Here is a 25,848-nt window from a genome sequence, read left to right on the forward strand (position 1 = left end):
CGTGCGCCCATCCGGCACTCTTGGAGGCGTGCATTTTCCACCGGGCATGGTCGCTGTCGCGGCGCTCAGCGGGCTCGTCGCCGCGGTGGCCGCCGTGCTGCTGACCGTCGTCGCCCGGCGGCGCACGGGGCCGCGTCGACCGGCGCACCTGCTGCTCGCGGCGGCCGCCGGTGGTGCCCTGCTCAGCCTCCTGACCGGGGTGCTCGCCGCGCTCAGCGCGAACGACCACTGGGCCCACGAGCAGGGGCAGCGCACCGGCTGGGCGACCGTGGTGGCGATCGGCACGGCGGTGAGCGGGCTGGCCTTCGCGGCTGGTCTGCTCCGGCTGCCCGGGGTGGCGGCCACCGCGGCGGGAACGGCCCGGCTCGCCCTGGACGGGTTGGTCATGGCGGCGGCGCTGTGGTTCGTCGGTTGGGTGCTCTTCTCCGAGCCCACCCGGTTGCTCGGTGCCGCGACCCCGATGGCCTGCCCGGCGATCCTGGTGGCCACGGTGAGCGCCGCGCTCGGTGCCGGGCTCGCCGTGATCGTCGTCTTCCGGGCCGCCACGCCACGTCGGCGGCTCGCCGCACTGGGCGCCGGCATCAGCGCGGTGAGCTGCGGCGGGCTGGGTCTCAGCGCCGGGCTCTGCCAGGCCGGGCCGACCATGGCGCTGACCGGCGCGGCGGTGCTCGCCGCCGGCCTGCTGACCGTCGCGCTCGCGGTTCACCGGGCCGACCGGCCGGGGCAGGTCGACCTGGACCTGGTCGGTCGCGACGGCGAGTACGCCGTCGCACCGATGCTGGCGATGGCCGCCTCGGCGATGTACCACCTCGCCCAGGACGGCCGGTTCACCGCGGCGGGCATCGTGGCCGGCAGCGTGGAGGGTTTCGCCCTGGTGGCACGGCAGTACCTGACCCTCCGCGACGTCCGGGGGTACGCGGGCCGCCTGGCCGAACGGGAGGCGCACTTTCGTGAGCTGGCGCACACCGATCCGCTGACGTCGCTGGCCAACCGGCGCGGGCTGCTCCGCGCGCTGCACCAGAACGCCGCGGACCACAACCCGTGTGTGCTGCTCGGGCTCGACCTGGACGGCTTCAAGAACGTCAACGACATGCGGGGCCACGACGTGGGCGACGCCGTGCTGGCCGAGGTGGGCCGGCGGCTGCGCGGCAACCTGCGCCCCGGCGACGTGGCCGCCCGGCTGGGTGGCGACGAGTTCGCCGTACTCATGCAGGGCCGGCCGGTCGAGGCGGACCGGGTCGCCGAACGGCTCCTCGGGGTGCTCAACCGGCCGTACGACCAGCCGGAGGGGCCGGTCTTCCTGTCGGTGAGCATCGGGGTGGCCGACTGGGGCGACGAGCCGGACGTGGAGCTGCTGCTGCGCCACGCCGACCTGGCGCTGCGCTACGCCAAGCAGCGCGGCAAGAACCGGATCGAGCGGTACGACGCCGCGTACGACAAACTGCTGCGCCGCCGGACGACTGTGGAGCACGAGCTGCGCGGGGCCATCGACCGCGACGAGCTGCGGTTGGCCTTCCAGCCGGTGGCGTCGCTGCCGTCGGTGCGGCCGGTCGGCGCCGAGGCGCTGCTCCGGTGGCACCATCCTGAGCTGGGCAACGTCCGTCCGGACGAGTTCATCCCGCTCGCCGAGGAGTGCGGCATGATCGCCCCGCTCGGCGCCTGGGTGCTGCACCAGGCCTGCTACCAGCTCTCCCGGTGGCTGGCGGACGGGCACGACGTCTGGGTGTCGGTAAACGTCTCCCCGCGCGAGCTGCACGCCCCGGAGTACGTGGTCCAGGTCGCCGAGGCGCTGCGCGCCCACCACGTGCCGCCGCAGCGGCTGGTGCTGGAGGTCACCGAGCACGCGGTCGCCACCCACCTGGACGAGCTGATCCGGCGGCTCACCGCGCTGCGGTTGACAGGTGTCCGGATCGCGCTGGACGACTTCGGGGCCGGCTACTCGTCGCTGGGGCAGTTGCGCCGTCTGCCGATCGACATCCTCAAGATCGACCACAGTCTGGTGGCCGAGCACGAGCCGGTCCGCCCGGTCGACCAGGACGGCCCGGCGTTCGCCCCGATGGTCGACATCGTGATGCGACTGGGCCACCAGTTGGGGCTGGAGGTGATCGCCGAGGGGGTGACCACCCCTACCGAGTTGGCCGCGGTGGTGGCCGCCGGGTGCCGGTTCGGCCAGGGCGCGCTCTTCGGCTGGGGGGTGCCGGCCGAGCACCTGGAGGCGATGCTGGAGGCGGCCACGTCCCCGGGTGCGCGTCCCGCCCCGGTGCCCGCTCCGCGCCGCGCTCCGGGCGGGTCCGGGCAGCTCACCCCGTCCGCCGATGGCGCGTCACCGGCCGACGCGCCGACCTCCGTTAACCAACATGTGGGATCAGTTGACTCATCGCGTGAGATGCGTCAGGCTTAGCCGCATGTCGTCGTACCGGTCGCTGCGAGTACTTACCTGAGCGCACTCTCCCTCATTGAGAGTGCGCTGGCCCCGTGCATCTGCACGAGGGCCGTTTTTATTGCCATCGGAACCTGGCGAGGCGGGCCCCGCCCGCGTCGCATCGCTTGACTAGCCACCAGCCACTCCAGCCGAAGGCCAGAACCGCCATGACGAGACCCACGCCCGAGACCCTCGCCCACACCGCCCGCCGGGCCCGCGCGGCCGCCGACCCGACCGTCGACGTCGACCAGGCCGCCACGCGCACGGCCACCCCGGCCGTCCCGGCGGTACGGCCCACCGCCGCGACCCCGATCTCCGGTGCCGGCTCGCTCGTGCGGTCCCTTGAGGCGCTCGAGGTCGACGTCGTCTTCGGCATTCCGGGCGGCGCGATCCTGCCGGCGTACGACCCGCTCTACGACTCGACGGTCCGGCACATCCTGGTGCGGCACGAGCAGGGTGCGGGGCATGCGGCGACCGGTTACGCGCAGGCCACCGGCAAGGTCGGCGTCTGCATCGCCACCTCCGGCCCGGGCGCGACGAACCTGGTCACCCCGATCGCCGACGCGTACATGGACTCGGTGGCGATGGTGGCGATCACCGGGCAGGTGGCCAGCCCGTTGATCGGCACCGACGGCTTCCAGGAGGCCGACATCCAGGGCATCACCCTGCCGATCACCAAGCACAACTTCCTCGTGCAGAACGCCGAGGAGATCCCCCGGGTGCTGGCCGAGGCGTTCCACCTGGCCAGCACCGGGCGACCCGGCCCGGTGCTTGTCGACATCCCCAAGGACGTGCTCCAGGCCCCGACCACCTTCAGTTGGCCGCCCACGCTTGACCTGCCCGGCTACCGACCCACCCTGCACCCGCACGGCAAGCAGATCCGGGAAGCGGCGCGGCTGATGGCCGCGGCCCGGCGGCCGGTGCTCTACGTCGGTGGCGGGGTGCTCAAGGCCGGTGCCACCGACGGGCTGCGCCGGCTGGCCGAGCTGACCGGCATCCCGGTCGTCACCACGCTGATGGCGCTCGGGGCGTTCCCCGACTCGCACCAGCAGCACCTGGGGATGCCCGGCATGCACGGCACCGTCGCCGCGGTCTACGGCCTACAGAAGGCAGATCTGATCGTCGCACTGGGCGCACGCTTCGACGACCGGGTCACCGGCAAACTGGACTCGTTCGCCCCGGACGCGGCAGTGGTCCACGCGGACATCGACCCCGCCGAGATCGGCAAGAACCGGCACGTGGACGTGCCGATCGTCGGCGACGCCAAGCACGTCATCGACGAGCTGATCACCGCGGTCACCGCCGAGCGGTCGACGGGACGCACCGCCGACCTCGGTGACTGGTGGACGCAGCTCGACGACCTGCGCAACCGTTACCCGCTGGGCTACGACGAGCCGGTCGACGGGACCCTGTCCCCGCAGTACGTGATCAAGCGGCTGGGCGAGATCGTCGGCCCGGACGCGATCTTCGTGGCCGGGGTGGGCCAGCACCAGATGTGGGCGTCGCAGTTCATCTCCTACGAGAAGCCGTACACCTGGTTGAATTCCGGCGGCCTCGGCACGATGGGTTACGCGGTGCCGGCGGCGATGGGCGCCAAGGTCGGCAAGCCGGACACGGTGGTCTGGGCGGTGGACGGGGACGGCTGCTTCCAGATGACCAACCAGGAGTTGGCCACCTGCGCGTTGGAGGGCATCCCGGTCAAGATCGCCGTCATCAACAACGGCAATCTCGGTATGGTCCGGCAGTGGCAGACGCTCTTCTACAACGAGCGCTACTCCAACACCGAGCTCGGCACCCACAAGCACCGGATTCCCGATTTCGTCAAGCTCGCCGAGGCCCTGGGCTGCGTCGGGCTGCGGTGCGAGAGCGCGGATGACGTGGACAAGACCATCGCCGCCGCCATGGAGATCAACGACGCGCCCGTGGTGATCGACTTCGTGGTCGGCAAGGACGCGATGGTCTGGCCGATGGTCGCCGCCGGCACCAGCAACGACGAGATCATGTTCGCCCGTGGCGTCCGCCCGGTCTTCGACGAGGATGACATTTAATGACGATGCACACTCTGTCCGTGCTGGTGGAGAACAAGCCCGGCGTGCTCGCCCGGGTCTCCGGCCTGTTCTCCCGGCGCGGGTTCAACATCGACAGCCTCGCCGTGGGCGAGACCGAGAACCCGGACGTCTCCCGGATCACCATCGTGGTCAACGCGGAGTCGTCCCCGCTGGAGCAGGTCACCAAGCAGCTGAACAAGCTGGTCAACGTGCTCAAGATCGTTGAGCTGGACCCGCAGGTCTCGGTCGCCCGGGAACTGCTGCTGGTGAAGGTTCGCGCCGACCGGTCCGCGCGGTCGCAGGTGCTGGAGACCGTCAACCTGTTCCGCGCCCGGGTGGTCGACGTCGCACCCGACACACTGACCATCGAGGCCACCGGCACCCCGGACAAGCTCGACGCGCTGCTGCGCGACCTCGAGGCCTTCGGCATCAAGGAAATGGTCCAGTCCGGGCTGGTGGCCATCGGGCGCGGCTCGCGTTCGATCACCGCCGGTCCCGCGCTGCGGGCCGCCTGACCCGCCGCCGGCCGGCCCTCGGCCGGCCGTCCCGGAATTCATCCGCACAGACCACGACGGGCCGCCCCGGCCGTCGTACGAAAGGGAAGTTCTCATGAGCGTTGAGGTGTACTACGACGACGATGCCGACCTCGGCCTGATCCAGGCCAAGAAGGTCGCGGTGATCGGTTACGGCAGCCAGGGCCACGCCCACGCGCTGTCGCTGCGTGACTCCGGCGTCGACGTGGTGATCGGTCTGCCGGAGGGCTCGAAGAGCCGTCCCAAGGCTGAGGAGCAGGGCCTGCGGGTGGTTACGCCGGCGCAGGCCGCCGCCGAGGCCGATGTGATCATGGTGCTCGCACCGGACACCGCCCAGCGCGGAATCTACGCGGAGTCGATCGCCCCGCACCTCGCCCCGGGCAAGGCGATCTTCTTCGGCCACGGCTTCAACATCCGGTACGGCCTGATCAAGCCGCCGGCCGAGGTGGACGTGGCGATGGTCGCGCCCAAGGGCCCCGGCCACCTGGTCCGCCGCCAGTACAGCGACGGCAAGGGCGTGCCCTGTCTCGTCGCCGTCGAGCAGGACGCCAGCGGCAACGCGCTCGCGCTCGCCCTCGCGTACGCCAAGGGGATCGGCGGCACCCGGGCCGGCGCGATCAAGACCACCTTCACCGAGGAGACCGAGACCGACCTCTTCGGCGAGCAGGCGGTGCTCTGCGGCGGCGCCTCGGCGCTGGTGCAGACCGGTTTCGAGGTGCTCACCGAGGCGGGCTACGCCCCGGAGGTCGCCTACTTCGAGTGCCTGCACGAGCTGAAGCTGATCGTCGACCTGATGTACGAGGGCGGCATCGCGAAGATGCGCTACAGCATCTCCGACACCGCCGAGTACGGCGACCTCTCCCGTGGCTCGCGCATCATCGACTCCCGGGTCAAGGACGAGATGCGCAAGATCCTGGGTGAGATCCAGTCCGGCGAGTTCGCCCGCGAGTGGGTTGCCGAGGACGAGGCCGGCCGGCCCAACTTCACCAAGTGGCAGGCCGAGGGTGCGGCGCACCCGATCGAGGAGACCGGCAAGAAGCTGCGCGGCATGATGAGCTGGGTGGACCGCCCGATCACCGAGACTGCCTGACCGTCCGGCTCGGCCGGACGACGATCCACCGGCAGCCCCTGGGCTGGCGCTCTCCCCAGCGCCGCCCCGGGGCTGCCCGGCATGCTGCCGCCCGTCGATGCGTCGGGCGGCATCGTTCGTGCGCCACGGCTCCGCTGAGGTGAGCGGGTGACCGACGCCACCGGGGGTTCAGCATGGTCGGAGCGACCGTGTCGGTGCGGTGAACGGCCGATGTCCATCGCTCGACCGGGCGTGTGAGGGCACTCACCCCGAAGACCGGAACACGCCGACCAGCGGGGCCCCTACGATCGCCTGTAGGTGCAGCAGCCGGCACCTGACGGCCACGGCACGGATCAGCGCAGGGCGCAGTGCGGCGCCCGGCCGCCCGGGCCGATCGCAAACACGACCTCTACGAGGACCGATGAATCCTGTCGTACTGATCGCCGAAGAACTCGCCCCCGCCGCCATCGAGGTGCTCGCCCACGACTTCGACGTCCGTCACGTCGACGGCACCGACCGTCCGGCCCTGCTCTCGGCGCTCTCCGAGGCCGACGCCGTCATCGTGCGCAGCGCGACCCAGATCGACGCCGAGGCGGTCGCCGCGGCGCCGCGACTCAAGGTGGTCGCCCGGGCCGGCGTCGGGCTGGACAACGTCGAGGTGCCGGCCGCAACCGCGCGGGGCGTCATGGTCGTCAACGCGCCCACCTCCAACATCGTCTCCGCCGCGGAGCAGGCCGTCGCGCTGCTGCTCGCCGTCGCCCGCAACACCGCGAGCGCCAGCTCCGCGCTCAAGGCGGGGGAGTGGAAGCGGTCGAAGTACACAGGCGTCGAGGTGCAGGGCAAGACGGTCGGTGTGGTCGGCCTCGGTCGCATCGGGGTGCTCTTCGCGCAGCGCATCGCCGCGTTCGGCACCCGGCTGATCGCGTACGACCCGTACATCCAGCCGGCCCGTGCGGCGCAGCTCGGCGTCCGCCTGGTCGGGTTGGAGGAGCTGCTGCGGGAGAGCGACTTCATCTCCATCCACCTGCCGAAGACCCCGGAGACGGTGGGCCTGATCGGTGAGAAGGAACTGGCGATCGTCAAGCCCGGCGTTCGCATCGTCAACGCCGCCCGTGGTGGGCTGGTCGACGAGCAGGCGCTCGCCGACGCGATCGCCGAGGGCCGGGTCGCCGGCGCCGGTGTCGACGTGTACAGCAAGGAGCCGTGCACCTCGTCGCCGCTGTTCGCCTTCGACAACGTGGTGGCCACCCCGCACCTGGGCGCCTCCACCCACGAGGCGCAGGACAAGGCCGGTCTCGCCGTCGCCAAGAGCGTCAAGCTGGCGTTGCAGGGCGAGTTCGTCCCGGACGCGGTAAACGTGCAGGCCGGCGGTGTGGTCGCCGAGGACGTTCGGCCGCTGCTGCCGCTGGCGGAGAAGCTCGGCCGGGCGTTCACCGCGGTCGCCGGTGGGGTCGCCGCCAGCGTCACGGTCGAGGTCCGCGGTGAGATCGTCAGCCACGACGTGTCTGTGCTCAAGCTCGCCGCCACAAAGGGCCTGTTCAGCTCCGTGGTCGAGGAGCAGGTCACCTACGTCAACGCCCCGCACCTGGCCGCCGAGCGTGGCGTCGAGGTCACCCTGGCCACCCTGGCCGAGACGGCCGAGCAGCCGACCCTGGTCACGGTGCGCGGCGCGCTGCCGGACGGCCGGACGGTCAGTGTCTCCGGCACTGTCACCCACTCCGGTGCCCGGGACGTCCTGAAGCTGACCGAGGTGGACGGCTTCGACGTGGAGATCGGCGCGGAGGGCATCCTGCTCTTCCTGCGCTACGCCGACCGCCCTGGTGTGGTCGGCACGGTCGGCACCCTGCTCGGCGAGTCGGGCATCAACATCGCCGCCATGCAGGTGGCTCGTCGGGAGGCGGGCGGCGAGACGCTGATGACGCTCACCGTCGACCAGGCGCTCGGCGCCGACCTGCTCACCTCGGCGGCCGAGTCGATCGGCGCCACGGCGGCCAGCGCGGCCGACCTGCGCGACGAGTAGTAGACGACAAGCACCTTGGGGGGCCTGGCGATTCGCCGGGCCCCTCGTCATTTCCCGTCCATGCCCCGGGTCGGGGTCAGCCGGGCAGCCGCGCGGGAGGCGGATAGACCGAGCCGTCCTGCGGGTCGAAGAGCATCAGCCCGTGCTCGCCGGCCAGCCGTTCGATGTCCAGTAGCACCTGGTCCGCGCAGGTCGGGTGCAGGTTCAGCTCGACGTGGTCGTGGGCCGCGTGCAGCGGCGCCACCGCCCACGGGCTGTTCGGGCCGGGGTGACGGTCCGGATAGGAGGCGGTGATCGCCCGGTAGAAGCTGACCACCCGCGGGTCGGGGTAGCGGTCCACGTGCCGGCCCTGCCGGCAACCGTCGACCGCTGTCCGCACGTCCTCGGGCGTCGCCCCGTCCTCCAGGGCCCACACGCTCAGATCGAAACTCACGGCGGATAGCGTGCCATCCGCCGTTCACCATGTCGAAACTGCCTCGCCGCCGGTCAACCACGGATCACCGCGGTCTCCGTTCAGGACGGTCCGGTGTGGAGACTCTTGCGTCGAGTTGCGTCGATTCGCTAGCGTACGCACTGCGGTCACTGGCCGAGTTCGAGGCGCCGGCCCGTCTTCGGGTGGCGCGGTCGACGTCCGGCCCGACCGGTCCGCACCCCTCGGTTGTGCGAGCCACGCGCACTCGTCGCTGACCGGCCCCCACTGTCGTTGCCGAGACCGTGGGGGCCGATCGCGGGCCCGACGGTCTCAGCGACGGTGTGCGAAGAGCGCGCGATAGTCGGAGTTGCCCCGGAACCACGCCAGGCCGGTGGGGCCGGCGGCGTAGAGCGCGGTGGCGTACGCGTCGGCGATCGTCAGGTCGGGGCCCACCACGGTGGCGGCGACGAGGTGATCCGCCGGCTCGCCGGTGTGCGGGTCCACCACGTGCCCCTGCCGCCCGGTCACCCCGGAGGTGCCGACCGCGCCGGCGGTCATCTCCAGCACCAGCGGAGCGCGCTCGGGCGCGGTCGGGTGGTGCACCGCGACCCGCCACGGCCCACCGTGTGGCGCGCGGCCCCGGACGACGAGGTCGGCGCCGGTGAGTACGGCGTAGTCGTGGATGCCGGCGGCGCGCAGCCGCTCCGCGGCGCGTTCCACCGCCCAACCGCCGAGCAGGCCGCCCGGGTCGAAGCCGCCGGGCACCGCCCAGGCGTCGAACCACCCGTCGGTGGCCGCGCGCATCGCCGCGCAGCGGTCCACCAGATCGGCGAGCGGGGGGTACGAGTCCGGGCTGATCTCGCCCCGACGCAGCCGGGAGACCAGACTCTCCGGTCGGTTGGGGCCGTAGGTGAGGTCGATGGCGCGCAGCTCGGCGACGCTGTCCCGCAGCGCCTCGCCCACGCCCCGGCGGCCGAGCCACTCGGGGGCGTTGAGCAACAGGGTGTACTCGGCGGTCGCGGTGCGTACGGTGTGCTGCACCGCGATCCGACCCTCGGTGGCGGCGGTCGGGTCGATCCGGTTCCGGCGGCTGCCGAGTCGAAGGTCCGGCCGGCGGTTGCGGAACGTGGACGGGTCCGGCCAGCGGGTCCGTGGCTGCTCGTCGATGCGCATCGCATCTGCCCCCTCGCACGTGGCGCCGCGTCATCGCGACCCCGTTGGTCAGCAGGCCCCCGCGACCCACTGATCACCACGGTAGGCAGCGAAGATGACCACCCCATGAGTCCCAGCTGGGAGAGACCTGTGCATTCCCGCGTCCCAAATCGTGGACGCGGCGTACCGGGAGGCGGGACGGCGACGTACCGTTGCCCGAACGGAACCGTTGAGCAGAGGAGTGCGGTCGTGGCGCGGATCGCGGTGGTGGCCGGAGACGGCATCGGGCCCGAGGTGGTCGCGCAGGCCCGCAAGGTCCTCGACGCGGTGCTGCCCGACGTGCAGGCCACCGAGTACGACCTCGGTGCCGCCCGCTGGCACCGTACCGGAGAGGTGCTGCCCGACTCGGTGCTGGCCGAGCTGGCCGGGCACGACGCGATCCTGCTCGGCGCGGTCGGTGACCCGACGGTCCCGCCGGGCGTGCTGGAGCGGGGGCTGCTGCTCAAGCTCCGTTTCGCCTTCGACCAGTACGTCAACCTGCGCCCGTCCCGGCTCTGGCCCGGGGTCGCCGGCCCGCTGGGCAACGTGAAGCCGGGCGAGGTCGACCTCGTGGTGGTGCGTGAGGGCACCGAGGGGCTCTACGCCGGTGCCGGTGGCTCCCTGCACCGGGACACCCCGGCCGAGGTCGCCACCGAGGAGAGCCTGAACACCCGGCACGGCGTGGAGCGGGTGATCCGCGACGCGTTCGCCCGCGCCGGCCGCCGGGAGCGGCGCAAGGTCACCCTCGTGCACAAGACCAACGTGCTCACCCACGCCGGGTCGCTCTGGGCGCGCACGTTCGACGCGGTCGCCGCCGAGCACCCCGACGTCGCCACCGAGTACCAGCACGTCGACGCGGCGGCCATGTTCCTGGTCACCCAGCCGCAGCGCTACGACGTGGTGGTCACCGACAACCTCTTCGGCGACATCCTCACCGACATCGCCGCGGCCGTCACCGGCGGTATCGGGTTGGCCGCCAGCGGCTGCATCAACCCCGAGGGGGCGTACCCCTCGATGTTCGAGCCGGTGCACGGCTCGGCGCCGGACATCGCCGGGCAGGGCGTCGCCGACCCGGTCGCCGCGGTGCTCTCCGCCGCGTTGCTGCTGGAGCAGCTCGGGCACAGCGAGTCCGCCGCCCGGGTCAACGCGGCGGTCGCCGCCGAGCTGGCCAGCCGGGTCCCGGGCGTAACGCTGCGTACCGAAGACGTCGGCGACCGGCTCGCCGCCCACGCCGTAGCCTGACCACCCCGGCCCGAGTGGCGACCGGCCCGCGGGTCGGTCTGCCCGGGCCGGCCGTCCCGCCCGACCGGCGCTACCCGCTGAACGACCGTTCGGGGTAAGTTTCTGGCACAGCCATGTCGGTGTGCGGTCCCGCATGCCGTTGTCCTGCAGGGAGGTCAGCGCGATGAGCGGTGGTGACAAGCTCGACTTCGAGATCCGTCCGAATGCCGCGCCGGTATCCGCCGCCGACCGGGCCGCCCTGCTGGCCAACCCCGGGTTCGGCCGCGTCTTCACCGACCACATGGTCACCGTCCGCTACGCCGACGGCAAGGGCTGGTACGACGCCCGGGTCGAGGCCCGTGGTCCGATCCCGATGGACCCGGCCAGCGCGGTGCTGCACTACGCGCAGGAGATCTTCGAGGGGCTCAAGGCGTACCGCACTGCCGACGGTGGCGTGACGATGTTCCGGCCGGACGCCAACGCGGCCCGCTTCGCCACCTCCGCGCAGCGGATGGCGATGCCGGTGCTGCCGCCGGAGGTGTTCGTCGACTCGCTGCACAAGCTCATCGAGATCGACCGGGAGTGGATCCCCACCGGCGAGGACGGCAGCCTCTACCTGCGGCCGTTCATGTTCGCCAGTGAGGTCTTCCTCGGCGTCCGCCCGGCCAACGAATACCTCTACCTGGTGATCGCCTCACCGGCCGGGGCGTACTTCACCGGTGGCGTCAAGCCGGTCACCGTCTGGGTCTCTCCGGACTACACCCGGGCCGCGCCCGGCGGCACCGGCGCGGCCAAGTGCGGCGGTAACTACGCCGCGTCGTTGGCGGCCCAGGCGGAGGCCATCGAGGCCGGCTGTGACCAGGTGGTCTTCCTGGACGCGGTGGAGCGCCGGTTCGTCGACGAGATGGGCGGCATGAACGTCTTCTTCGTCTACGACGACGGCACGGTGGTGACCCCACCGTTGACCGGCACGATCCTGCCGGGCATCACCCGCGACGCCATCCTCACACTGGCCGGCGCGGCCGGGCACCAGATCGAGGAGCGGCCGGTCAGTTTCGCCGACTGGCAGGCCGACGCCGCCAGCGGTCGCCTCCGTGAGGTGTTCGCCTGCGGCACCGCCGCGGTGGTCACCCCGGTCGGTGGGGTCCGCTTCCCGGACGGCGAGTTCCTGATCGGTGGTGGCGAGCCCGGCCGGGTCACCATGGCCCTGCGTCAGCAGCTGGTCGACATCCAGCGGGGCAAGGCGGCCGACCCGCACGGCTGGGTGCAGCGGGTCCTCTGACCTCCGTCGCCGTGCCGGCCCGTCCACCCGGACGGGCCGGCGCGGTCGGCCCTACCCGTCGGTGGGTTCGGTCCTGCTGGGCTCGTCGAGCAGGTGGTCGCGGAGCGCCGCGAGCTGCTCGTCGGTCACCCCGGCGTGGCGCAGGTACGCCTCGACCGAGCCGTGCCCCGCGCGCAGCTCGTCCAGGAAGATCTGCATCGCCTCGGCGGGAGAGCTCAGGAACGGCGCCGGCACGTCCACACCGCCCGGGGTGACGGAGGCCAACCAGGCGCTGTACCGGGCCGACGCCACACTGCTCAACGCGTAGTCCGCGGTGATGTCCGCGTCGTCGACGCCGAGCACGGCGAGGGTCAGCGCACAGACGATCCCGGTGCGGTCCTTGCCGGCGACGCAGTGCACCACCACCGGGGAGTTGGCGGAGTCGGCGATCAGCCCGACCGCCTCGGCCAGCCCGGCGGTGCCGGTCTGGGCCAGGTCGGCGTACCGGTCGGCGAGGTATCGGGCCAGGCTCGCGCCCTCCTCGTGCGGCGTACCCGCCCAGTCGTCGTGCTCCGGGTGGATGTGCCGGTAGGTCAGCCCCTGGTACGCCGGCACCCGGCCGTCGCGCTCCACCTCGGTGGGGCGACGCAGGTCGATGACGGTGCGGATCCCGATCGCGGCGAACGCGTCCTGGTCCTGCTCGGTGAGGCGGTGCAGCGAGTCGGAGCGGTAGAGGCGGCCCCGGCGTACGGATCGGTCGTCGTGGCCGACGTAGCCACCGACGTCGCGGAAGTTGAAGGTGGCCGGGAGCGAGAGCTGGCGGTTGTCCTCGGTGGTGTCCACGTCCACACGGTAACGGCCGGTGGGACAGCGCCCCACCGGCCGTCGGGTCGAACGGGTCAGCGTGCCGTGCCGGGCGGGAGCGCGCCGTACGTCTCGTCGTAGTAGCCACCCAACTGATCCCGGTAGCTCGGGTCGCTGTGGCTGGTCTCGTCGTACTCCGGGGCGGCCTTGATCTGGTCCCGGGTCCGGTCGACGGAGACGGTGCGCTGGTCGTGGTCGACCTGGTTGACGGTGCCGGCCGGCAGCATCACCTTCTTGCCGAAGATCCAGGGCCCGGTGTCCACGACCAGGTAGCTGCCGCCCACCTCGTGGCTGGCGCTGTCGATCTTGCCGATGCCGCCGTCGGTTGCCTCGACCTTGTAGCCGACCAGGTCGGCGTCGGCCACCCCGGCCTGGTCGCGGTAGCGCCAGGGGTCGAACGTGCCGGCCGGCGCGCCGCCGGGCACCGTGCCCTGGCCGCCGCCGCGCAGCGGGTCCGGCCCGGCGTGGGTGGCGTGCGGATCGATCCTGTCCATGCCGTTCACTCCTGACTGTCACCGATCACCTCATGTCTCCGCAGGAGCTACCCGGCCGTCGGGGGCCGGAAACGGCGACAGGCCCTGGCACGGGGACGGGCGAGGCCGCGAGGTGCGGCATCGGCCCGTCGGGGGCGTACCTGCTCAGGCCAGTGCGGCCTCGGCGTCCAGGGTGACCGCGGCGGCGTTCACCACGGCGGAGATCCGCAGGGCATCGTGCAGCTGCTCCCGGGTGAAGCCGCTGGCGCGCAGCTTCTTCTCGTGCAACTCCAGGCACACTTCGCAGCCGGTGATGGCGGACACGGCGAGGCACCAGAGCTCGAAGTCGCGCTTGTCCACGCCTGGCCTCGCGATGATCCGCATCCGCAGTCGGGCCGGCATCGAGGCGTACCCCTCGTCGCCGATGAGGTGCTTGGCCCGGTAGTAGATGTTGTTCATCGCCATGATCGCGGCGGCGCCCTTGGCCGCCTCGACACCCTCCGGCCCGAGATGCCCGAGCGCCTCGGCCGCGATCTCCCGCAGCACAACCGGGTTACGCGCGGTCACCGCACAGGCCAGCGCGGTGCCCCAGGTCTGCGCCGGGGTCAACGCCGAGGTGCCGATGGTGGAGCCCAGGTTGAGCTCGATGTCCCTGGCGTACTCCGGCAGGGCCGCCCTGATCGCGTCCAGTCCCATGGTCAGACCCCGGCGAGAATCTCGTCGGCGATCTCCGCCGGGCTGATGGAGGTGAAGTCCATCGGCCCGGCGAAGACCACACGCCACGTGCCCTCGTGGGACGGGTGGTTGATCGTCTTGGACGCGTTGTTGGCGCCCAGCGATACGCAGGCGGTGAGGTTGTGCTCAGGTAAGCGGTCACTGACGGTGAGCACAGGTCCTCCTTGCTGACGGCACGGTGGCCATCGTTGGATCCGTTCCCGATGCTTCCGCATGACTGTTTCTGCCGATGGATGGCCCGGGTGGCTTGTGAAGCCGATCACGAGCGGCGGTTCGGGCTGCACGAACCCTCCGTGACCATCCCGCTATGTGGATTGTTCCTCCCAAAACCAGGGGAGGGGTGGCAGAGTGGCGAACGTGACCAGCACCGTCCTGATTATTGCGACCTAGCGCGCCGGCTCTCCCCTCTGCCGAGCGCGCAGACCTCCCGCATCCGCGGGAGGTCTTTTTGTTGCTCCGAGAAAGGATCCTGATGACGTTCCAGGTCTTCGACACCACGTTGCGCGACGGCGCCCAGCGCGAGGGGCTCACCTACTCGGTGGTCGACAAGCTGGCCGTGGCCCGGCTGCTCGACGAGTTCGGCGTCGGCTTCATCGAGGGCGGCTGGCCGGGCGCGGTGCCCAAGGACACCGAGTTCTTCCGCCGCGCCCGCACCGAGCTGGACCTGCGGCACGCCGTACTCGTCGCGTTCGGCGCCACCCGCAAGGCCGGTGTCCCGGTCGCGGACGACCCCCAGGTGCGCGCCCTCCTGGACGCGCAGACCCCGGCGGTGGCCCTGGTCGCCAAGGCCGACACCCGGCACGTCGAGCGCGCGCTACGCACCACCGGCGCGGAGAACCTCGCGATGATCCACGACACCGTCAACCACCTCGTCCGCGAGGGCCGACGGGTCTTCGTCGACGGCGAACACTTCTTCGACGGCTACCGACACGACCCCGCGTACGGTGCGGCAGTGGTCCAGACCGCGCTCGCCGCCGGCGCCGAGCGGATGGTGCTCTGCGACACCAACGGCGGCATGCTGCCGTCCCAGGTGACCGCCGTGATCCACGACCTGACCGACCGGCTGGGGATCGACGCCGGACTGCTCGGCATGCACGCCCAGAACGACACCGCCTGCGCGGTGGCCAACACGATCGCCGCCGTGGAGGCAGGGGTCCGCCACGTGCAGGGCACCGCCAACGGGTACGGCGAACGCCCCGGCAACGCCGACATCTTCGCGGTCGTCGCCAACCTCCAACTCAAGCTCGGCATGCCCGTCCTACCGGAGGGCTGCCTGGCGCAGATGGTGCGGGTCTCGCACGCCATCGCCGAGATCGCCAACATCGCCCCCGACACCCACCAGGCGTACGCCGGGGCCGCTGCCTTCGCCCACAAGGCGGGGTTGCACGCGAGCGCGATCAAGGTCGACCCGTTGCTCTACAACCACGTGGACCCGTCGGTGGTGGGCAACGACATGCGGATCCTGATCACCGAGATGGCCGGTCGGGCCAGCGTCGAGCTCAAGAGTCGCGAGCTCGGCCTGGACCTGGCCGACAGCCCGGACGCCCTGACCCGGGTCACCAAGCGGGTCAAGGAGTTGGAGGCGGGTGGCTGGTCCTTCGAGGCCGCCGATGCCTCCTTCGAGCTGCTGGTCCGCTCCGAGCTGCCGGAGGGCAGCCCGGCCCGACCGTTCACCCTGGAGTCGTACCGGGTGTTGGTCGAGCACCGTGAGGACGGCGCGGTGGTCTCCGAGGCGACCGTCAAGATCCGGGTTCGCGGTGAGCGGGTGATCGCCACCGCCGAGGGCAACGGCCCGGTCAACGCCCTCGACGAGGCGCTGCGGGTGGGGCTGGCGCGGCACTACCCGCAGCTGCGCGACTTCGAATTGGCCGACTACAAGGTGCGCATCCTGGAGGGCAGCCACGGCACCGGCGCGGTCACCCGGGTCCTGCTGGAAACCTCCGACGGCGGCGGCCGGGACTGGACCACCGTCGGCGTCCACCCGAACGTGGTCGAGGCCAGCTGGCACGCCCTGGTGGACGCCCTCACCTACGGCCTGGCCCCCACCTCCGTCTAACCCCCGGCCCTCGGCCCCCCCGGACCGCCCCCACCCCCCACTCTCGCGATCTTGCACTTTGTGTCGACGGTCTGCCGCTTTTGTCGCTGATGCCGGGACAGTAAGTGCAAGATCGACGGGGCGGGGCGGGGCGGGGCGGGGCGGGGTGGGGCGGGGTGGGGTGGGGCCGCGAGGGCGGGGCGGGTCAGGGGGTGGGGAGGGTGAGGGTGGCTTGGACGGCGCGGTGGTCGCTGCCGGGTACGGCGAACACCCGTACCGAGCGGACCGCGATCCGGTGGTCGACCAGGACGTGGTCGATGGTGACGGGTGGGATGAGGTCACCGTCGTACGGACCCCAGGTGCCGGTCAGGCCCTCTCCGGTGGCGTCGGCGGCGTCGACGTAACCGGTGCGCAGCAGGGCCCGCAGGGGGCTGTGGTCGAGGGTGGCGTTGAAGTCGCCGGCGAGGATCCGCAGGCCACCGTCCGGGGTGGCCGGTGGTTGGGCGATCAGGTCGGCACGCCAGGCGTCCACCTGGTCCAGCGCGTACGGCGCCGAGGGGTGGGCCGACTCGACCCGGACCGGGGGCCCACCGGGGACGGCCACCGTCGCGTACGCCTGGCTGAAGCCCCAACCGTCGAGGTTGCGCCGTACGCCGACGTCGGTGATCGGCCACCGCGAGTAGAGCCCGGAGCCGGGTGTGCCGACCTCCGCGTTGAGCTTCCGGTGCGGCAGCAGGGTGGCGAGGCCGAGTTGATCAAGGGCAGCCTGCGCGTCCGGTGTGAACTCCTGCACGGTGAGCACGTCCACCTGGTGTCGCCGGACCAACTCCACGAGCGTCCGCGCGTCGCCGGCGCCGGCGAGCAGATTGGCGGTGAGCAGCCGCACGGTCGGCCCGGCCGCCGCCGGCTGCGGGCTGGCCAGCGCCCGAGGTGTGACGGTGCCGAGCAACGCCACCGCCGCCAGGGCCGCGAGCGCCGCCGGCCACCAGCGCCGCAGCGCGAGCGCGAGGGCCAGGACCAGCACGCTGCCGCCCGCGACGTACGGCGTGAAGGCGAGCGCCTGCACCAACGGCCCCCGGTCCAGGCCGAGCAGTCGGGCGGCCGCCCAGAGTGCGGTGGGTGCGACGGCAAGCCAGCAGAGCACCGTGCCGAGCCGGGCGTTCCGGCGCGCGGGCGGAGCGTCGATGATCACGACGATGATCCTAGTCGGGTCCGGCGAAACCATTTCGTGAATGGTGGCGCGCTCACCTTTCACAATTATCTGACGGTTGCTTTACACTCCGGAAAAGCGAGATCAACTATTGACTGACGGCTTTTTTCGGTGCTACGTTCCATCTGGCTTAAACGACACAACTCTGAGTAGTAACCGCAGCTCAGAGGGGATACAGATTGCTGAGAAATCAATCTTGTCGGGTGTGAGCGAGACAGCTTCCCCCCGCCCAGCTGTCGTCGTAGTCCCTATTTATGGGCAGTCATCCGTCCCGCCCCGCGGGTCGGCCGAATTCGCACGGTCACACAAGGGGGACCTGTCATGAGCACATCCTTCCGACGTAAGGTGGCGGCGGTCACGTTCGCTGTCCTGGGGCTCAGTCTCGCCGGCGGGGGCATCGCTATCGCCCAGCCGTCCGCGAAGGCACCGCAGGACGCGGCCCAGCCGGCGGCACGCAGCACGAACGCCCAGCCGCCAGCCACCGCCGAGTCGGCGCGCATCGCGAAAGCCGCGCTGAAGGCGGGTGCGGCCACCCCACTGGTGGCCACGAACGTCTTCACCGTCGTCAACTCCAACGGCACCAAGGCGCGCGGCGGCGGCACGGTGCTCAAGTGGGGTGTCGGGGCGTATGAGGTGATCTTCGGCCACACCGTCTCGGCCGGCGCCTTCCTGGCCACCATCTCCCGGTCCGACTCCTGCTGCATCCCGCCGGGCGGAGAGGTCTCGGTCGCCCCGCGGCTGGGCACGCCCAACGCGGTCTGGGTGCAGACCCGCAACTCGGCTGGGACTCCGTCCGACCTGGGCTTCACCCTGCTCACCCACACACCCTGACCCAACCGACACCCGGCCCCCGTCGCCTCCGGCGCGGGGGCCGGACCCTGTCCGTGCGGACTCCTCCACCGAGTCGGCGGTCCGCGTGGGCGTCCTCGACCGGTTCGTGCCGGTCGGGCGCTCACTGGCCTGTCGCTTGATGCTTGTGCGCTCCTCGACGGACTCGCGACGGTCGTCACCCTTCCGCGCGACTCATCCCCATTCCGGCCACTCCGGGCCGGTCCGGGCCGCACAATCCGACGTTTGCCGAGCGTGTGCCCGGGAAGCAAGCACCGTGACGGACATCTCGGACACCCTGGCCAGCCTGCCCAGCCCGGTCGATCCGGAGCCGACCGGCATCGAGCTGGAACAGACCCTCTTCGAGGTCAAACGCGTGATCGTCGGGCAGGATCGCCTCGTCGAACGCCTGCTCACCGCCCTGGTCGCCAACGGACACTGCCTCCTGGAGGGCGTACCCGGCGTGGCCAAGACACTGGCCGCGCAGACCCTCGCGACAGTCGTCGGCGGCACCTTCTCCCGGATCCAGTTCACCCCGGACCTGGTGCCCTCCGACATCGTCGGCACCCGGATCTACCGGGCGTCCAAGGAGACCTTCGACATCGAGCTGGGCCCGATCATGGCCAACCTGGTGCTGGCCGACGAGATCAACCGCGCCCCGGCCAAGGTCCAGTCGGCGCTGCTGGAGGCGATGGCCGAACGGCAGGTCTCGATCGGCGGGCGCAGCTGGCCGGTCCCGGAGCCGTTCCTGGTGCTGGCCACCCAGAACCCGATCGAGTCCGAGGGGGTCTACCAGCTCCCGGAGGCGCAGCGTGACCGGTTCCTGATGAAGGTGGTGGTCGACTACCCCAGCGACGCCGACGAACTGGCCATCCTCTACCGGATGAGCACCGACCGGCCGACCCCGCGCCGGGTGCTCGACGCGCAACGGCTGCGCGACCTCCAGGTCCACGCCGAGCGGGTCTTCGTCCACCACGCGTTGGCCGAGTACGTGGTGCGCCTGATCCTCGCCACCCGCGACCCGGGCCGGTTCGGGCTGCCGGAGATCGCCCCGCTGTTGGCCTACGGGGCCAGCCCCCGGGCCACCCTGGGCCTGGTCGCGGCCGCCCGGGCACAGGCCCTGCTGCGGGGGCGGGAGTACGTACTGCCCGAGGACGTCCGTGAGCTGGCCGTCGACGTCCTCGCCCACCGGCTGGTGCTCTCCTTCGACGCGGTGGCCGACGGGGTGTCGGCCGAGAGCCTGGTGCGCCGGCTCGTCGAGGCGGTGCCGCCGCCCCGGCTGGCCGCCGGACACCCGCAGCAGGCGCCAGATCTGGCGGCGGCATGAGACGCGCGAACGCCCCGACCGCCGCGACCGCCGACCCCGGCCTCGCCGAACTGGCCCCGGACCAGCGCCTGCGCCGCCTGGAGCTGACCGTCACGCGCCGGCTGAATGGCCTGCTGCACGGCCAGTACCGCGGTCTGCTGCCCGGTCCGGGCAGTGAACCGTCCGGCAGCCGCGAGTACCGGCCGGGCGAGGACGAGGTCCGCCGGATGGACTGGGCGGTGACTGCCCGGACCGCCGTGCCGCACGTCCGGCAGGTCGACGCCGACCGGGAGTTGACCACCTGGCTGCTCGTCGACGGCAGCGCCAGCATGGAGTTCGGCACCGCCGAGCTGGACAAACGGGAGCTGGCCGTGGCCGCCGTCGCGGCGGTCGGTTTCCTGACCGCGGGCGTCGGCAACCGCCTCGGCGCCCAGGTGCTGCGCGCCGATGGGGTACGCCGCTTTCCGGCCCGCAGCGGGCGTACCCACCTGCTCGCACTGCTCCGCGCGCTGCTCGCCGCCCCGCGGGCCACCGCGGCCACCGACGGGCCGGGGCGCGGGCCGGCGGCCCGCCCGCCCGATCTGGCCGACGGGCTCGACGCGCTGCACCGGATCGCCAACCGGCGTGGGCTGGTCGTGGTGGTCTCCGACTTCCTCGACGGCCTGCCCGACGACCCCGGCCAGACAGCTCCGTGGGAGCGGACCATGCGCCGGCTGGCCGTCCGGCACCAGGTGCTCGCCATCGAGGTGACCGACCCGCGTGAGCTGGAACTACCGGACGTCGGCCTGATCACGCTCGTCGACCCGGAGACCGGTCGGCACCGCGAGGTGTGCACATCGGACCGTGGGCTGCGTGAGCGGTACGCCGAGGCCGCCGTGGCCCAGCGCGAACAGGTCCACCAGGCGTTGCGCCGCAGTGGGGCCACCCATCTGCCGCTGCGCACCGACGGGGACTGGAGCGCGGACATCGTCCGGCACGTGCACGCCCAGCGTCGGTTGGCCGCCGCGCCGGTGGGCCAGCACCGGGGAGGTGCCGCGTGATCTGGCAGTCGCCGCTGCGACTCTGGCTGCTGCTCGGCGTGCTCGCCCTGGTCGTCGCGTACCTGGTCGTGCAGCGCCGACGCAGCCGGTACGCGGTCCGCTTCACCAACCTGCGGCTGCTGGACCGGGTGGCGCCGGAGCGGCCCGCCTGGCGCCGTCACGTACCGGCCGGGCTCTTCCTGGCCATGCTGGCGCTGCTCGTGGTCGGCTTCGCCCGCCCGAGCGCCGAGGTCCGGGTGCCCCGGGAACGGGCCACGGTGATGGTGGCGGTGGACGTCTCCACGTCGATGCTCGCCACCGACGTCGAACCGGACCGGTTGGCCGCGGCGAAGGAGGCTGCCCGGCGCTTCGTCGAGGGCCTGCCCGACGAGTTCAACGTGGGTCTCGTCGCGTTCGCCGGCAGCGCCGCCGTGCTGGTGCCCCCGGGCACCGACCGGGACGCCCTCGACGAGGGGATCGACCGGCTCGCCGAGGGCATCACCGGCGTCCAAGGCACCGCGATCGGCGAGGCCATCAACACCTCGCTCGGCGCGGTCAAGAGCCTGGACAGCGAGGCCGCGAAGGAGACCCCACCCGCCCGGGTCATCCTGCTCTCCGATGGCGCCAACACCTCCGGGATGGACCCGATGGAGGCGGCCGCGGAAGCGGTGAAGGCGGAGGTGCCGGTGCACGCGATCTCGTTCGGCACACCGTCCGGGTTCGTCGACCGAGGGGGACGGCCCATCCAGGTGCCGGTGGACGGACAGACCCTCAAGGCGGTCGCCGAGGAGACCGGCGGGATGTTCCACGAGGCCAGCACCACCGAGGAGCTACGGGCCGTCTACGACGACATCGGCAGCTCGGTCGGCTACCGCACCGAGCGGCAGGACATCTCGGCCCGGTTCATCGGCCTCGGACTGGTGTTCGCCATGGGTGCCGCCGCCGGCTCGATGCGCTGGTTCTCCCGGCTGCCCTGACCACCGCGCACAACCGACGTCGACCGTGAGGAGTACGCATGGCAGTGCAGACCGGACTGGGCGAACCGCGCGGTCCCTGGTTCATCTCACCGGAACTCGACCCGGACGGGCGCGGGTGGTGGGACGCGCCCGAGCGTGACCCGGGCGGGCGACGGCCTGGGCGGCTACTCGCCGTGTTGGGCGTGGTGGCGGTCTCGGCCGTCTCCGGTGCTCTCGCCGGTGGCGTGGTGGCCAGCAGGGACGGGGCTGGTGGCCCGGCTGCGGCGTCCGCCGCCCCGGTGCCGGCCGAACTGGTCACCGCGGCCGAGCGGACCGTACCCGGGGTGGTGTCGGTACTGGCCGGCGGCGCGACCAGCGGGTCCGCGACCGGCTCCGGCTTCGCAGTGGACGACCAGCAGCACCTGATCACCAACGACCACATCCTGGCCAAGGGCGGTGGCGGGCCGGTGACCGTGGAGCTGCCCGACGGCCGCCGGTTCGCCGCCGAGGTGGTCGGGCGGGAGCCACGCAGCGACCTGGCGGTGCTGAAGGTGCCGCCGTCGGCCGGTCTGACCCCGCTGCCCCTGGCCAAGCCGGGCGTGACCCGGGTCGGTGAGCCGGTGCTCGCGGTGGGTTCACCGCTCGGTCTGGCCGGAACGGTCACCGCGGGCATCGTCAGCGCACTCGACCGGCAGGTACGGCTCGGCAACAACCGGCACAGCGCGGTGCAGACCGACGCGTCCATCAACCCCGGCAACTCCGGTGGGCCACTGGTCAACGCGCGCGGGGAGGTGGTCGGGGTGAACACCGCCATCGCCACCATCGACGGCAACGGCTCGATCGGCATCGGGTTCGCCATCCCGATCGACCAGGTGCAGCAGACCGCCGACACGATCATCGGCAAGGGCGGCTGAGCTGCCCGAACGCCCTGACGGGGGCCACCACTGTCAGATATCCGGCCGGACGGCATCGGACCATGGAAATATTACGCTCGGTATGGATACTGGCGGAGGTGGAGCGTCCTCTTCTCACGGTCCTCCTGCTGGTGGGCCTGGTCATCGGATGTGCAGTGGGGTCGGCGTACGCCCGGGCACGACGCGGGTGGAACGATTACCAGACCGTCAAGAAGTCGGTGCCGGGCGCCCGCCGGGGCGCCTGGTCGCTGATCCGCGGCGTCGCCGTGAAGGCCGCCGTCATCGGGGTGCTGCTCTTCGGCGCGGTGGCGTACGCGGCGGTCGGCTCCGACGAGGAGACCGCCGGGCCGGCGCCCAGCCAGTCCCCGACGCAGAGTGAGCCTCCGCACCGATAACCCCTGGCGGGTCGTGGCGGGTTAGCCTCGGGACGTGGACGACGGACTGCGGGTGACCGACCGGTGGGTCGTCCCCGCCGGAGAGCTACGGGAGCGCTTCTCCCGCTCGTCGGGGCCGGGCGGGCAGGGTGTGAACACCGCCGACTCCCGGGTCGAGCTGAGCTACGACCTGGCCAACTCCCCGGCCGTACCCGACTCGCTGCGGTCCCGGGCGCTGGCCCGGCTGGCCAACCGCCTGGTCGACGGGGTGCTGACGATCGCCGCCAGCGAGCACCGGGCCCAGCTGGCCAACCGCGAGGCGGCCCGGGAGCGGATGACCGCGCTGCTGCGCGAGGCTGCCGCGCCCCCACCGCCGCCCCGCCGAGCGACCCGCCCGTCCCGCGGGGCCAAGGAGCGCCGGCTGGCCGAGAAGAAACGCCAGTCCCAGCGCAAGCGGGACCGCCGCGCCGACGACGACTGATCCGAGACGACGACTAGGCCGGGACGGCGGCGAGCAGCCGGTCGCGCAGGAGCGCGGCCCGCTCGGCGAACCCGCGCTGCGCCGCCGCGTACTCCGCCCGACCGTCCGGAGTCTCCACCCGCACCGGCGGGTACCCCAGTGCCGCCAGGTCGTACGGGCTGGCCCGCATGTCCAGCGTGCGGATGTCCCGGGCCAGGTCGAACGCGTCGGCCACCAACTCCGAGCAGACCAACGGCGACAACTTGTACGCCCACTTGTACAGATCCATGTTGGCGTGCAGGCAGCCCGGCTGCTCGTGCGCGTGCTGGGTCTCCCGGGTCGGGGTGAGCAGGTTCAACGGCCGGGCCGGCGGGGTGAAGAACCGGAACGCGTCGAAGTGGCTGCACCGCACACCCCGCTCCTCGACGACCGCCGCGGTGTGCTCCGCGCTCAGCCGCAACGGCCAGGCGTTGTGCCGCAGCTCCTCCCGGGTCTGCCGGTAGACCATCGCCCACTCGTGCATCCCGAAGCAGCCGAAGTGCGGTGCCCGTCCACGCGTCGCCGCCAGCAGGGAGCGGATCCAGACGATCGACTCGCCGCGGCGCGCGCGTACCCCATCGGTGTCGAGGGTGACCCCGGCGATGCCGGCGCGGTAGTCGCGGCCGAACTCGGCCGGATCGGCGTCGCGCAGCTCGACCCCGGGCCCTGGGTGCCACCGACGTAGCTGGGCCGGGCGGTGCGAGTAGTAGGTGAACAGGAAGTCGGCCACCGGATGCCGCTCACCACGTCGCCGCCGGGCCAGGTGCGGGGTCAGCCACACGTCCACCCGCTCCTCGTGGGCCCGCCGGCGGGCCTGCCACTGCGCCACGTCGAGCACGGCGGGGGCGAGGGCGGCGGTCACGCACCCCAGGGTACGACCGCCGCCCGCACACCGGTCAGGGCATGTGCACCCGGACCCCGGCGGAGAACACCCCGCTGCGCAGCTCCAGCTGCTGGGGCGGGTCCCGCCCGTCGACGGTGAAGACCAGCGGGAGCACCATCCGGGTGCCCGCCGCCATCGGGTCGGCGAAGACGTCCCGGCCCAGGTTCGCCGTCCGGGTGGCCGACTCGTCGGCGCTCACCCAGCGCCCGCCGGGCAGGTACGCCCGTTGCAGCTCGCTGTGCCAGGGCTGGTGGTCACCGGTGACGTTGCGCACCCCCACGGTGGCCTCGCAGCGCCGGCCGTTGGCCGGTGCGGCACCGCCGCCGTCGGCCTTCCCGGCGGTGCCGGGCGCGCCGCAGGTCATCCGGTACACGGTGAACTCGAACGCCGACTCGCGCAACGGCACGCCCAGCGCACCGGTGACCCCGGTGCCCATCCACGCGCCGCTGGTGGGCTGCTTCTGCGTGTCGATCGCCGCGACCTGCCGGGTCGCCGTCCAACCCGCGGTGCCGACGACGGCGGCCAGCACGACGACTGCGGCGCCCACCAACATCCAGACCGGCGGGGTACGCCGACGCCGTACCGGGCTCGGGGCGGCCGGCCGGGGATAGACCGTCCCGCGGTCACCGCCGGCCCCGCCGCCGGTGGACAGTGCGGCAGCCGTCACCCGACGCCCGCGCCGACGTCGCCACACCCACACCAGGGTGGCGCTGATCAGCAGCAGGACCGCCAGTCCGGCGAGCAGCACCGGGTAGCGGCGCCACGGCGGCGCCTCGGTCACCTCGGCCGCCGGTGCCGCTGCCGCCTGCCAGGTGGCCGTGGCGCAGTCGTACGGCCGGCTGCCGTCACTGGTGAACGCGCAGGTCGGCGCGGTCAACGGCCGGCCTGGCGCGGTCGCGGCGAGCGCGGTGCCCAGCGTGGTGGTGCTGTGCGCGGGCAGCCGCAACCGCCAGGTCACCTCGGTGGCCGATCCGGCGGCCGGGGTGGACCGGCCACCACCGCTGATCGCGGTGGTCGACGCGCCGGGCGGCAGTTCCTGGCGCACGGTCGTCTCCAACGGCGAGTTGCTCACGTTGCGCACCTGGATCCGGTACCTCGGTGCCGGGCTGCTCTCCGTCGCGACCGCCACGGTGACCTGTTGCGGGGGCGCCGACGCCGGTGCCCGGGTCGGCGGTGCCATCGCCGGTGGCGCCGAGGGCGGAGTGGGCTCGGTCACCCGCGCGACCATCGCCACCGGTCGCCGGGTGGCCGCCGGTGTGGCCCCCGCCGGCTCTGGCGTGGCGGCCGTTGGTTGTGGCGTGGCAGCCAGTGGTTGTGGCGTGCTGGCCGTTGGTCGTGGCGTGGCGGCCGGTGGCCGCGGCACGGCGGCCGGTGGTCGTGGCGCGGCCGCCGCCTCCGGAGCCGCCGTCGGCAGGGCCGGCACGGCGGCGAGGATGCCGAGGCAGTGCACGAACACTGCGAGGGCTCTGTGGTGTCGTGTCGATGCAGGCATACGAACGAACCTCCGGAGCCGACGCTAGGGGCGGGTCGCCTCCGTGCGGGTACGAAGTCGGGAAGTCCGCCCCGGTCACCTCC

General features: G+C 72.3%; 24 protein-coding genes. 15 read left to right on the forward strand and 9 right to left on the reverse strand.

The window, feature by feature from the left end; all coding sequences use genetic code 11:
- Positions 1-46 precede the first annotated feature (46 nt).
- From ACFYL6_RS05720 to serA, 5 genes are all read left to right on the forward strand, one after another.
- Entirely contained in the window at positions 47-2,401 is a 2,355-nt protein-coding gene (locus ACFYL6_RS05720) for a putative bifunctional diguanylate cyclase/phosphodiesterase (protein ID WP_387168265.1), read from the forward strand.
- 188 nt (positions 2,402-2,589) lie between these two features.
- Entirely contained in the window at positions 2,590-4,470 is a 1,881-nt protein-coding gene (locus tag ACFYL6_RS05725) for an acetolactate synthase large subunit (RefSeq protein WP_387167953.1), read from the forward strand.
- Positions 4,470-4,985, forward strand: coding sequence for an acetolactate synthase small subunit (gene ilvN / locus ACFYL6_RS05730; protein WP_088946549.1), 516 nt, complete (start codon positions 4,470-4,472; stop codon positions 4,983-4,985). Before ACFYL6_RS05725 ends, ilvN begins: the two co-directional genes overlap by 1 nt.
- Positions 4,986-5,079: 94 nt before the next feature.
- On the forward strand, positions 5,080-6,093 hold the full coding sequence (gene ilvC, locus ACFYL6_RS05735) for a ketol-acid reductoisomerase (RefSeq protein ID WP_112625850.1): 1,014 nt from the start codon (positions 5,080-5,082) through the stop codon (positions 6,091-6,093).
- 400 nt (positions 6,094-6,493) lie between these two features.
- Positions 6,494-8,092: a phosphoglycerate dehydrogenase gene (serA, locus tag ACFYL6_RS05740; RefSeq protein ID WP_238661574.1), complete on the forward strand. Its 1,599-nt coding sequence runs from the start codon at positions 6,494-6,496 to the stop codon at positions 8,090-8,092.
- A 76-nt stretch (positions 8,093-8,168) separates the two neighbouring features.
- Here the strand turns inward: serA and ACFYL6_RS05745 are convergent, their stop codons facing one another.
- Positions 8,169-8,525 carry a hypothetical protein gene (locus ACFYL6_RS05745; RefSeq protein ID WP_124774447.1) on the reverse strand — a complete coding sequence of 119 codons (357 nt, stop codon included), beginning with the start codon at positions 8,523-8,525 and terminating at the stop codon, positions 8,169-8,171.
- A gap of 309 nt (positions 8,526-8,834) precedes the next feature.
- Positions 8,835-9,677: an FAD:protein FMN transferase gene (locus tag ACFYL6_RS05750; RefSeq protein WP_387167956.1), complete on the reverse strand. Its 843-nt coding sequence runs from the start codon at positions 9,675-9,677 to the stop codon at positions 8,835-8,837.
- A 228-nt stretch (positions 9,678-9,905) separates the two neighbouring features.
- Between ACFYL6_RS05750 and ACFYL6_RS05755 the strand changes: the two genes are divergently transcribed.
- Both ACFYL6_RS05755 and ACFYL6_RS05760 read left to right on the forward strand, forming a co-directional pair.
- Positions 9,906-10,937, forward strand: a complete 1,032-nt coding sequence (locus ACFYL6_RS05755; RefSeq protein WP_387167959.1) for a 3-isopropylmalate dehydrogenase — start codon at positions 9,906-9,908, stop codon at positions 10,935-10,937.
- Between the two features lie 163 nt (positions 10,938-11,100).
- Positions 11,101-12,198 carry a branched-chain amino acid aminotransferase gene (locus tag ACFYL6_RS05760; RefSeq protein WP_387167962.1) on the forward strand — a complete coding sequence of 366 codons (1,098 nt, stop codon included), beginning with the start codon at positions 11,101-11,103 and terminating at the stop codon, positions 12,196-12,198.
- Positions 12,199-12,249: 51 nt separating this feature from the next.
- Here the strand turns inward: ACFYL6_RS05760 and ACFYL6_RS05765 are convergent, their stop codons facing one another.
- From ACFYL6_RS05765 to ACFYL6_RS05780, 4 genes are all read right to left on the reverse strand, one after another.
- Positions 12,250-13,020 (reverse strand): tyrosine-protein phosphatase, encoded by a 771-nt coding sequence (locus tag ACFYL6_RS05765; RefSeq protein WP_387167965.1) that lies wholly within the window; start codon positions 13,018-13,020, stop codon positions 12,250-12,252.
- Positions 13,021-13,076: 56 nt separating this feature from the next.
- Complete coding sequence (locus tag ACFYL6_RS05770; protein ID WP_387167968.1) at positions 13,077-13,535, reverse strand: PRC-barrel domain containing protein; 459 nt, start codon at positions 13,533-13,535, stop codon at positions 13,077-13,079.
- A 144-nt stretch (positions 13,536-13,679) separates the two neighbouring features.
- Positions 13,680-14,210, reverse strand: a complete 531-nt coding sequence (locus ACFYL6_RS05775) for a carboxymuconolactone decarboxylase family protein (protein WP_387167971.1) — start codon at positions 14,208-14,210, stop codon at positions 13,680-13,682.
- A gap of 2 nt (positions 14,211-14,212) precedes the next feature.
- A complete protein-coding gene (locus tag ACFYL6_RS05780; RefSeq protein WP_387167973.1) occupies positions 14,213-14,404 on the reverse strand; it encodes a hypothetical protein in 192 nt (63 codons plus the stop codon).
- A gap of 317 nt (positions 14,405-14,721) precedes the next feature.
- On the opposite strand from ACFYL6_RS05780, the gene cimA reads away from it, so the two are divergent.
- Positions 14,722-16,305, forward strand: a complete 1,584-nt coding sequence (gene cimA / locus ACFYL6_RS05785) for a citramalate synthase (RefSeq protein WP_387167976.1) — start codon at positions 14,722-14,724, stop codon at positions 16,303-16,305.
- Positions 16,306-16,489: 184 nt separating this feature from the next.
- Here the strand turns inward: cimA and ACFYL6_RS05790 are convergent, their stop codons facing one another.
- A complete protein-coding gene (locus ACFYL6_RS05790; protein WP_387168268.1) occupies positions 16,490-17,428 on the reverse strand; it encodes an endonuclease/exonuclease/phosphatase family protein in 939 nt (312 codons plus the stop codon).
- A gap of 387 nt (positions 17,429-17,815) precedes the next feature.
- On the opposite strand from ACFYL6_RS05790, the gene ACFYL6_RS05795 reads away from it, so the two are divergent.
- The 7 genes from ACFYL6_RS05795 to arfB all read left to right on the forward strand — a co-directional run bounded on the left by ACFYL6_RS05795 (position 17,816) and on the right by arfB (position 23,372).
- Positions 17,816-18,325: a hypothetical protein gene (locus ACFYL6_RS05795; protein WP_387167979.1), complete on the forward strand. Its 510-nt coding sequence runs from the start codon at positions 17,816-17,818 to the stop codon at positions 18,323-18,325.
- 274 nt (positions 18,326-18,599) lie between these two features.
- Positions 18,600-19,649: an AAA family ATPase gene (locus ACFYL6_RS05800; protein ID WP_387167982.1), complete on the forward strand. Its 1,050-nt coding sequence runs from the start codon at positions 18,600-18,602 to the stop codon at positions 19,647-19,649.
- Positions 19,646-20,668: a DUF58 domain-containing protein gene (locus tag ACFYL6_RS05805; RefSeq protein WP_387167985.1), complete on the forward strand. Its 1,023-nt coding sequence runs from the start codon at positions 19,646-19,648 to the stop codon at positions 20,666-20,668. Before ACFYL6_RS05800 ends, ACFYL6_RS05805 begins: the two co-directional genes overlap by 4 nt.
- Entirely contained in the window at positions 20,665-21,624 is a 960-nt protein-coding gene (locus tag ACFYL6_RS05810) for a VWA domain-containing protein (RefSeq protein WP_387167987.1), read from the forward strand. Before ACFYL6_RS05805 ends, ACFYL6_RS05810 begins: the two co-directional genes overlap by 4 nt.
- Before the next feature lie 38 nt (positions 21,625-21,662).
- Positions 21,663-22,517, forward strand: coding sequence for a S1C family serine protease (locus tag ACFYL6_RS05815; RefSeq protein WP_387167991.1), 855 nt, complete (start codon positions 21,663-21,665; stop codon positions 22,515-22,517).
- A 98-nt stretch (positions 22,518-22,615) separates the two neighbouring features.
- On the forward strand, positions 22,616-22,912 hold the full coding sequence (locus tag ACFYL6_RS05820; protein ID WP_238659950.1) for a hypothetical protein: 297 nt from the start codon (positions 22,616-22,618) through the stop codon (positions 22,910-22,912).
- A gap of 34 nt (positions 22,913-22,946) precedes the next feature.
- The gene (arfB, locus tag ACFYL6_RS05825) at positions 22,947-23,372 is read left to right on the forward strand and encodes an alternative ribosome rescue aminoacyl-tRNA hydrolase ArfB (protein WP_387167994.1); all 426 of its coding nucleotides are present in this window, start codon (positions 22,947-22,949) and stop codon (positions 23,370-23,372) included.
- Between the two features lie 13 nt (positions 23,373-23,385).
- Here arfB and ACFYL6_RS05830 read toward each other — a convergent pair whose 3' ends face one another.
- A complete protein-coding gene (locus ACFYL6_RS05830) occupies positions 23,386-24,252 on the reverse strand; it encodes a 3-methyladenine DNA glycosylase (protein ID WP_387167997.1) in 867 nt (288 codons plus the stop codon).
- Positions 24,253-24,286: 34 nt separating this feature from the next.
- Positions 24,287-25,765, reverse strand: coding sequence for a hypothetical protein (locus ACFYL6_RS05835; RefSeq protein WP_387168000.1), 1,479 nt, complete (start codon positions 25,763-25,765; stop codon positions 24,287-24,289).
- Positions 25,766-25,848 lie beyond the last annotated feature (83 nt).

Source organism: Micromonospora sp. NPDC007208, assembly GCF_042869175.1.
In the GTDB taxonomy this organism is placed as follows: Bacteria; Actinomycetota; Actinomycetes; order Mycobacteriales; family Micromonosporaceae; genus Micromonospora; species Micromonospora foliorum.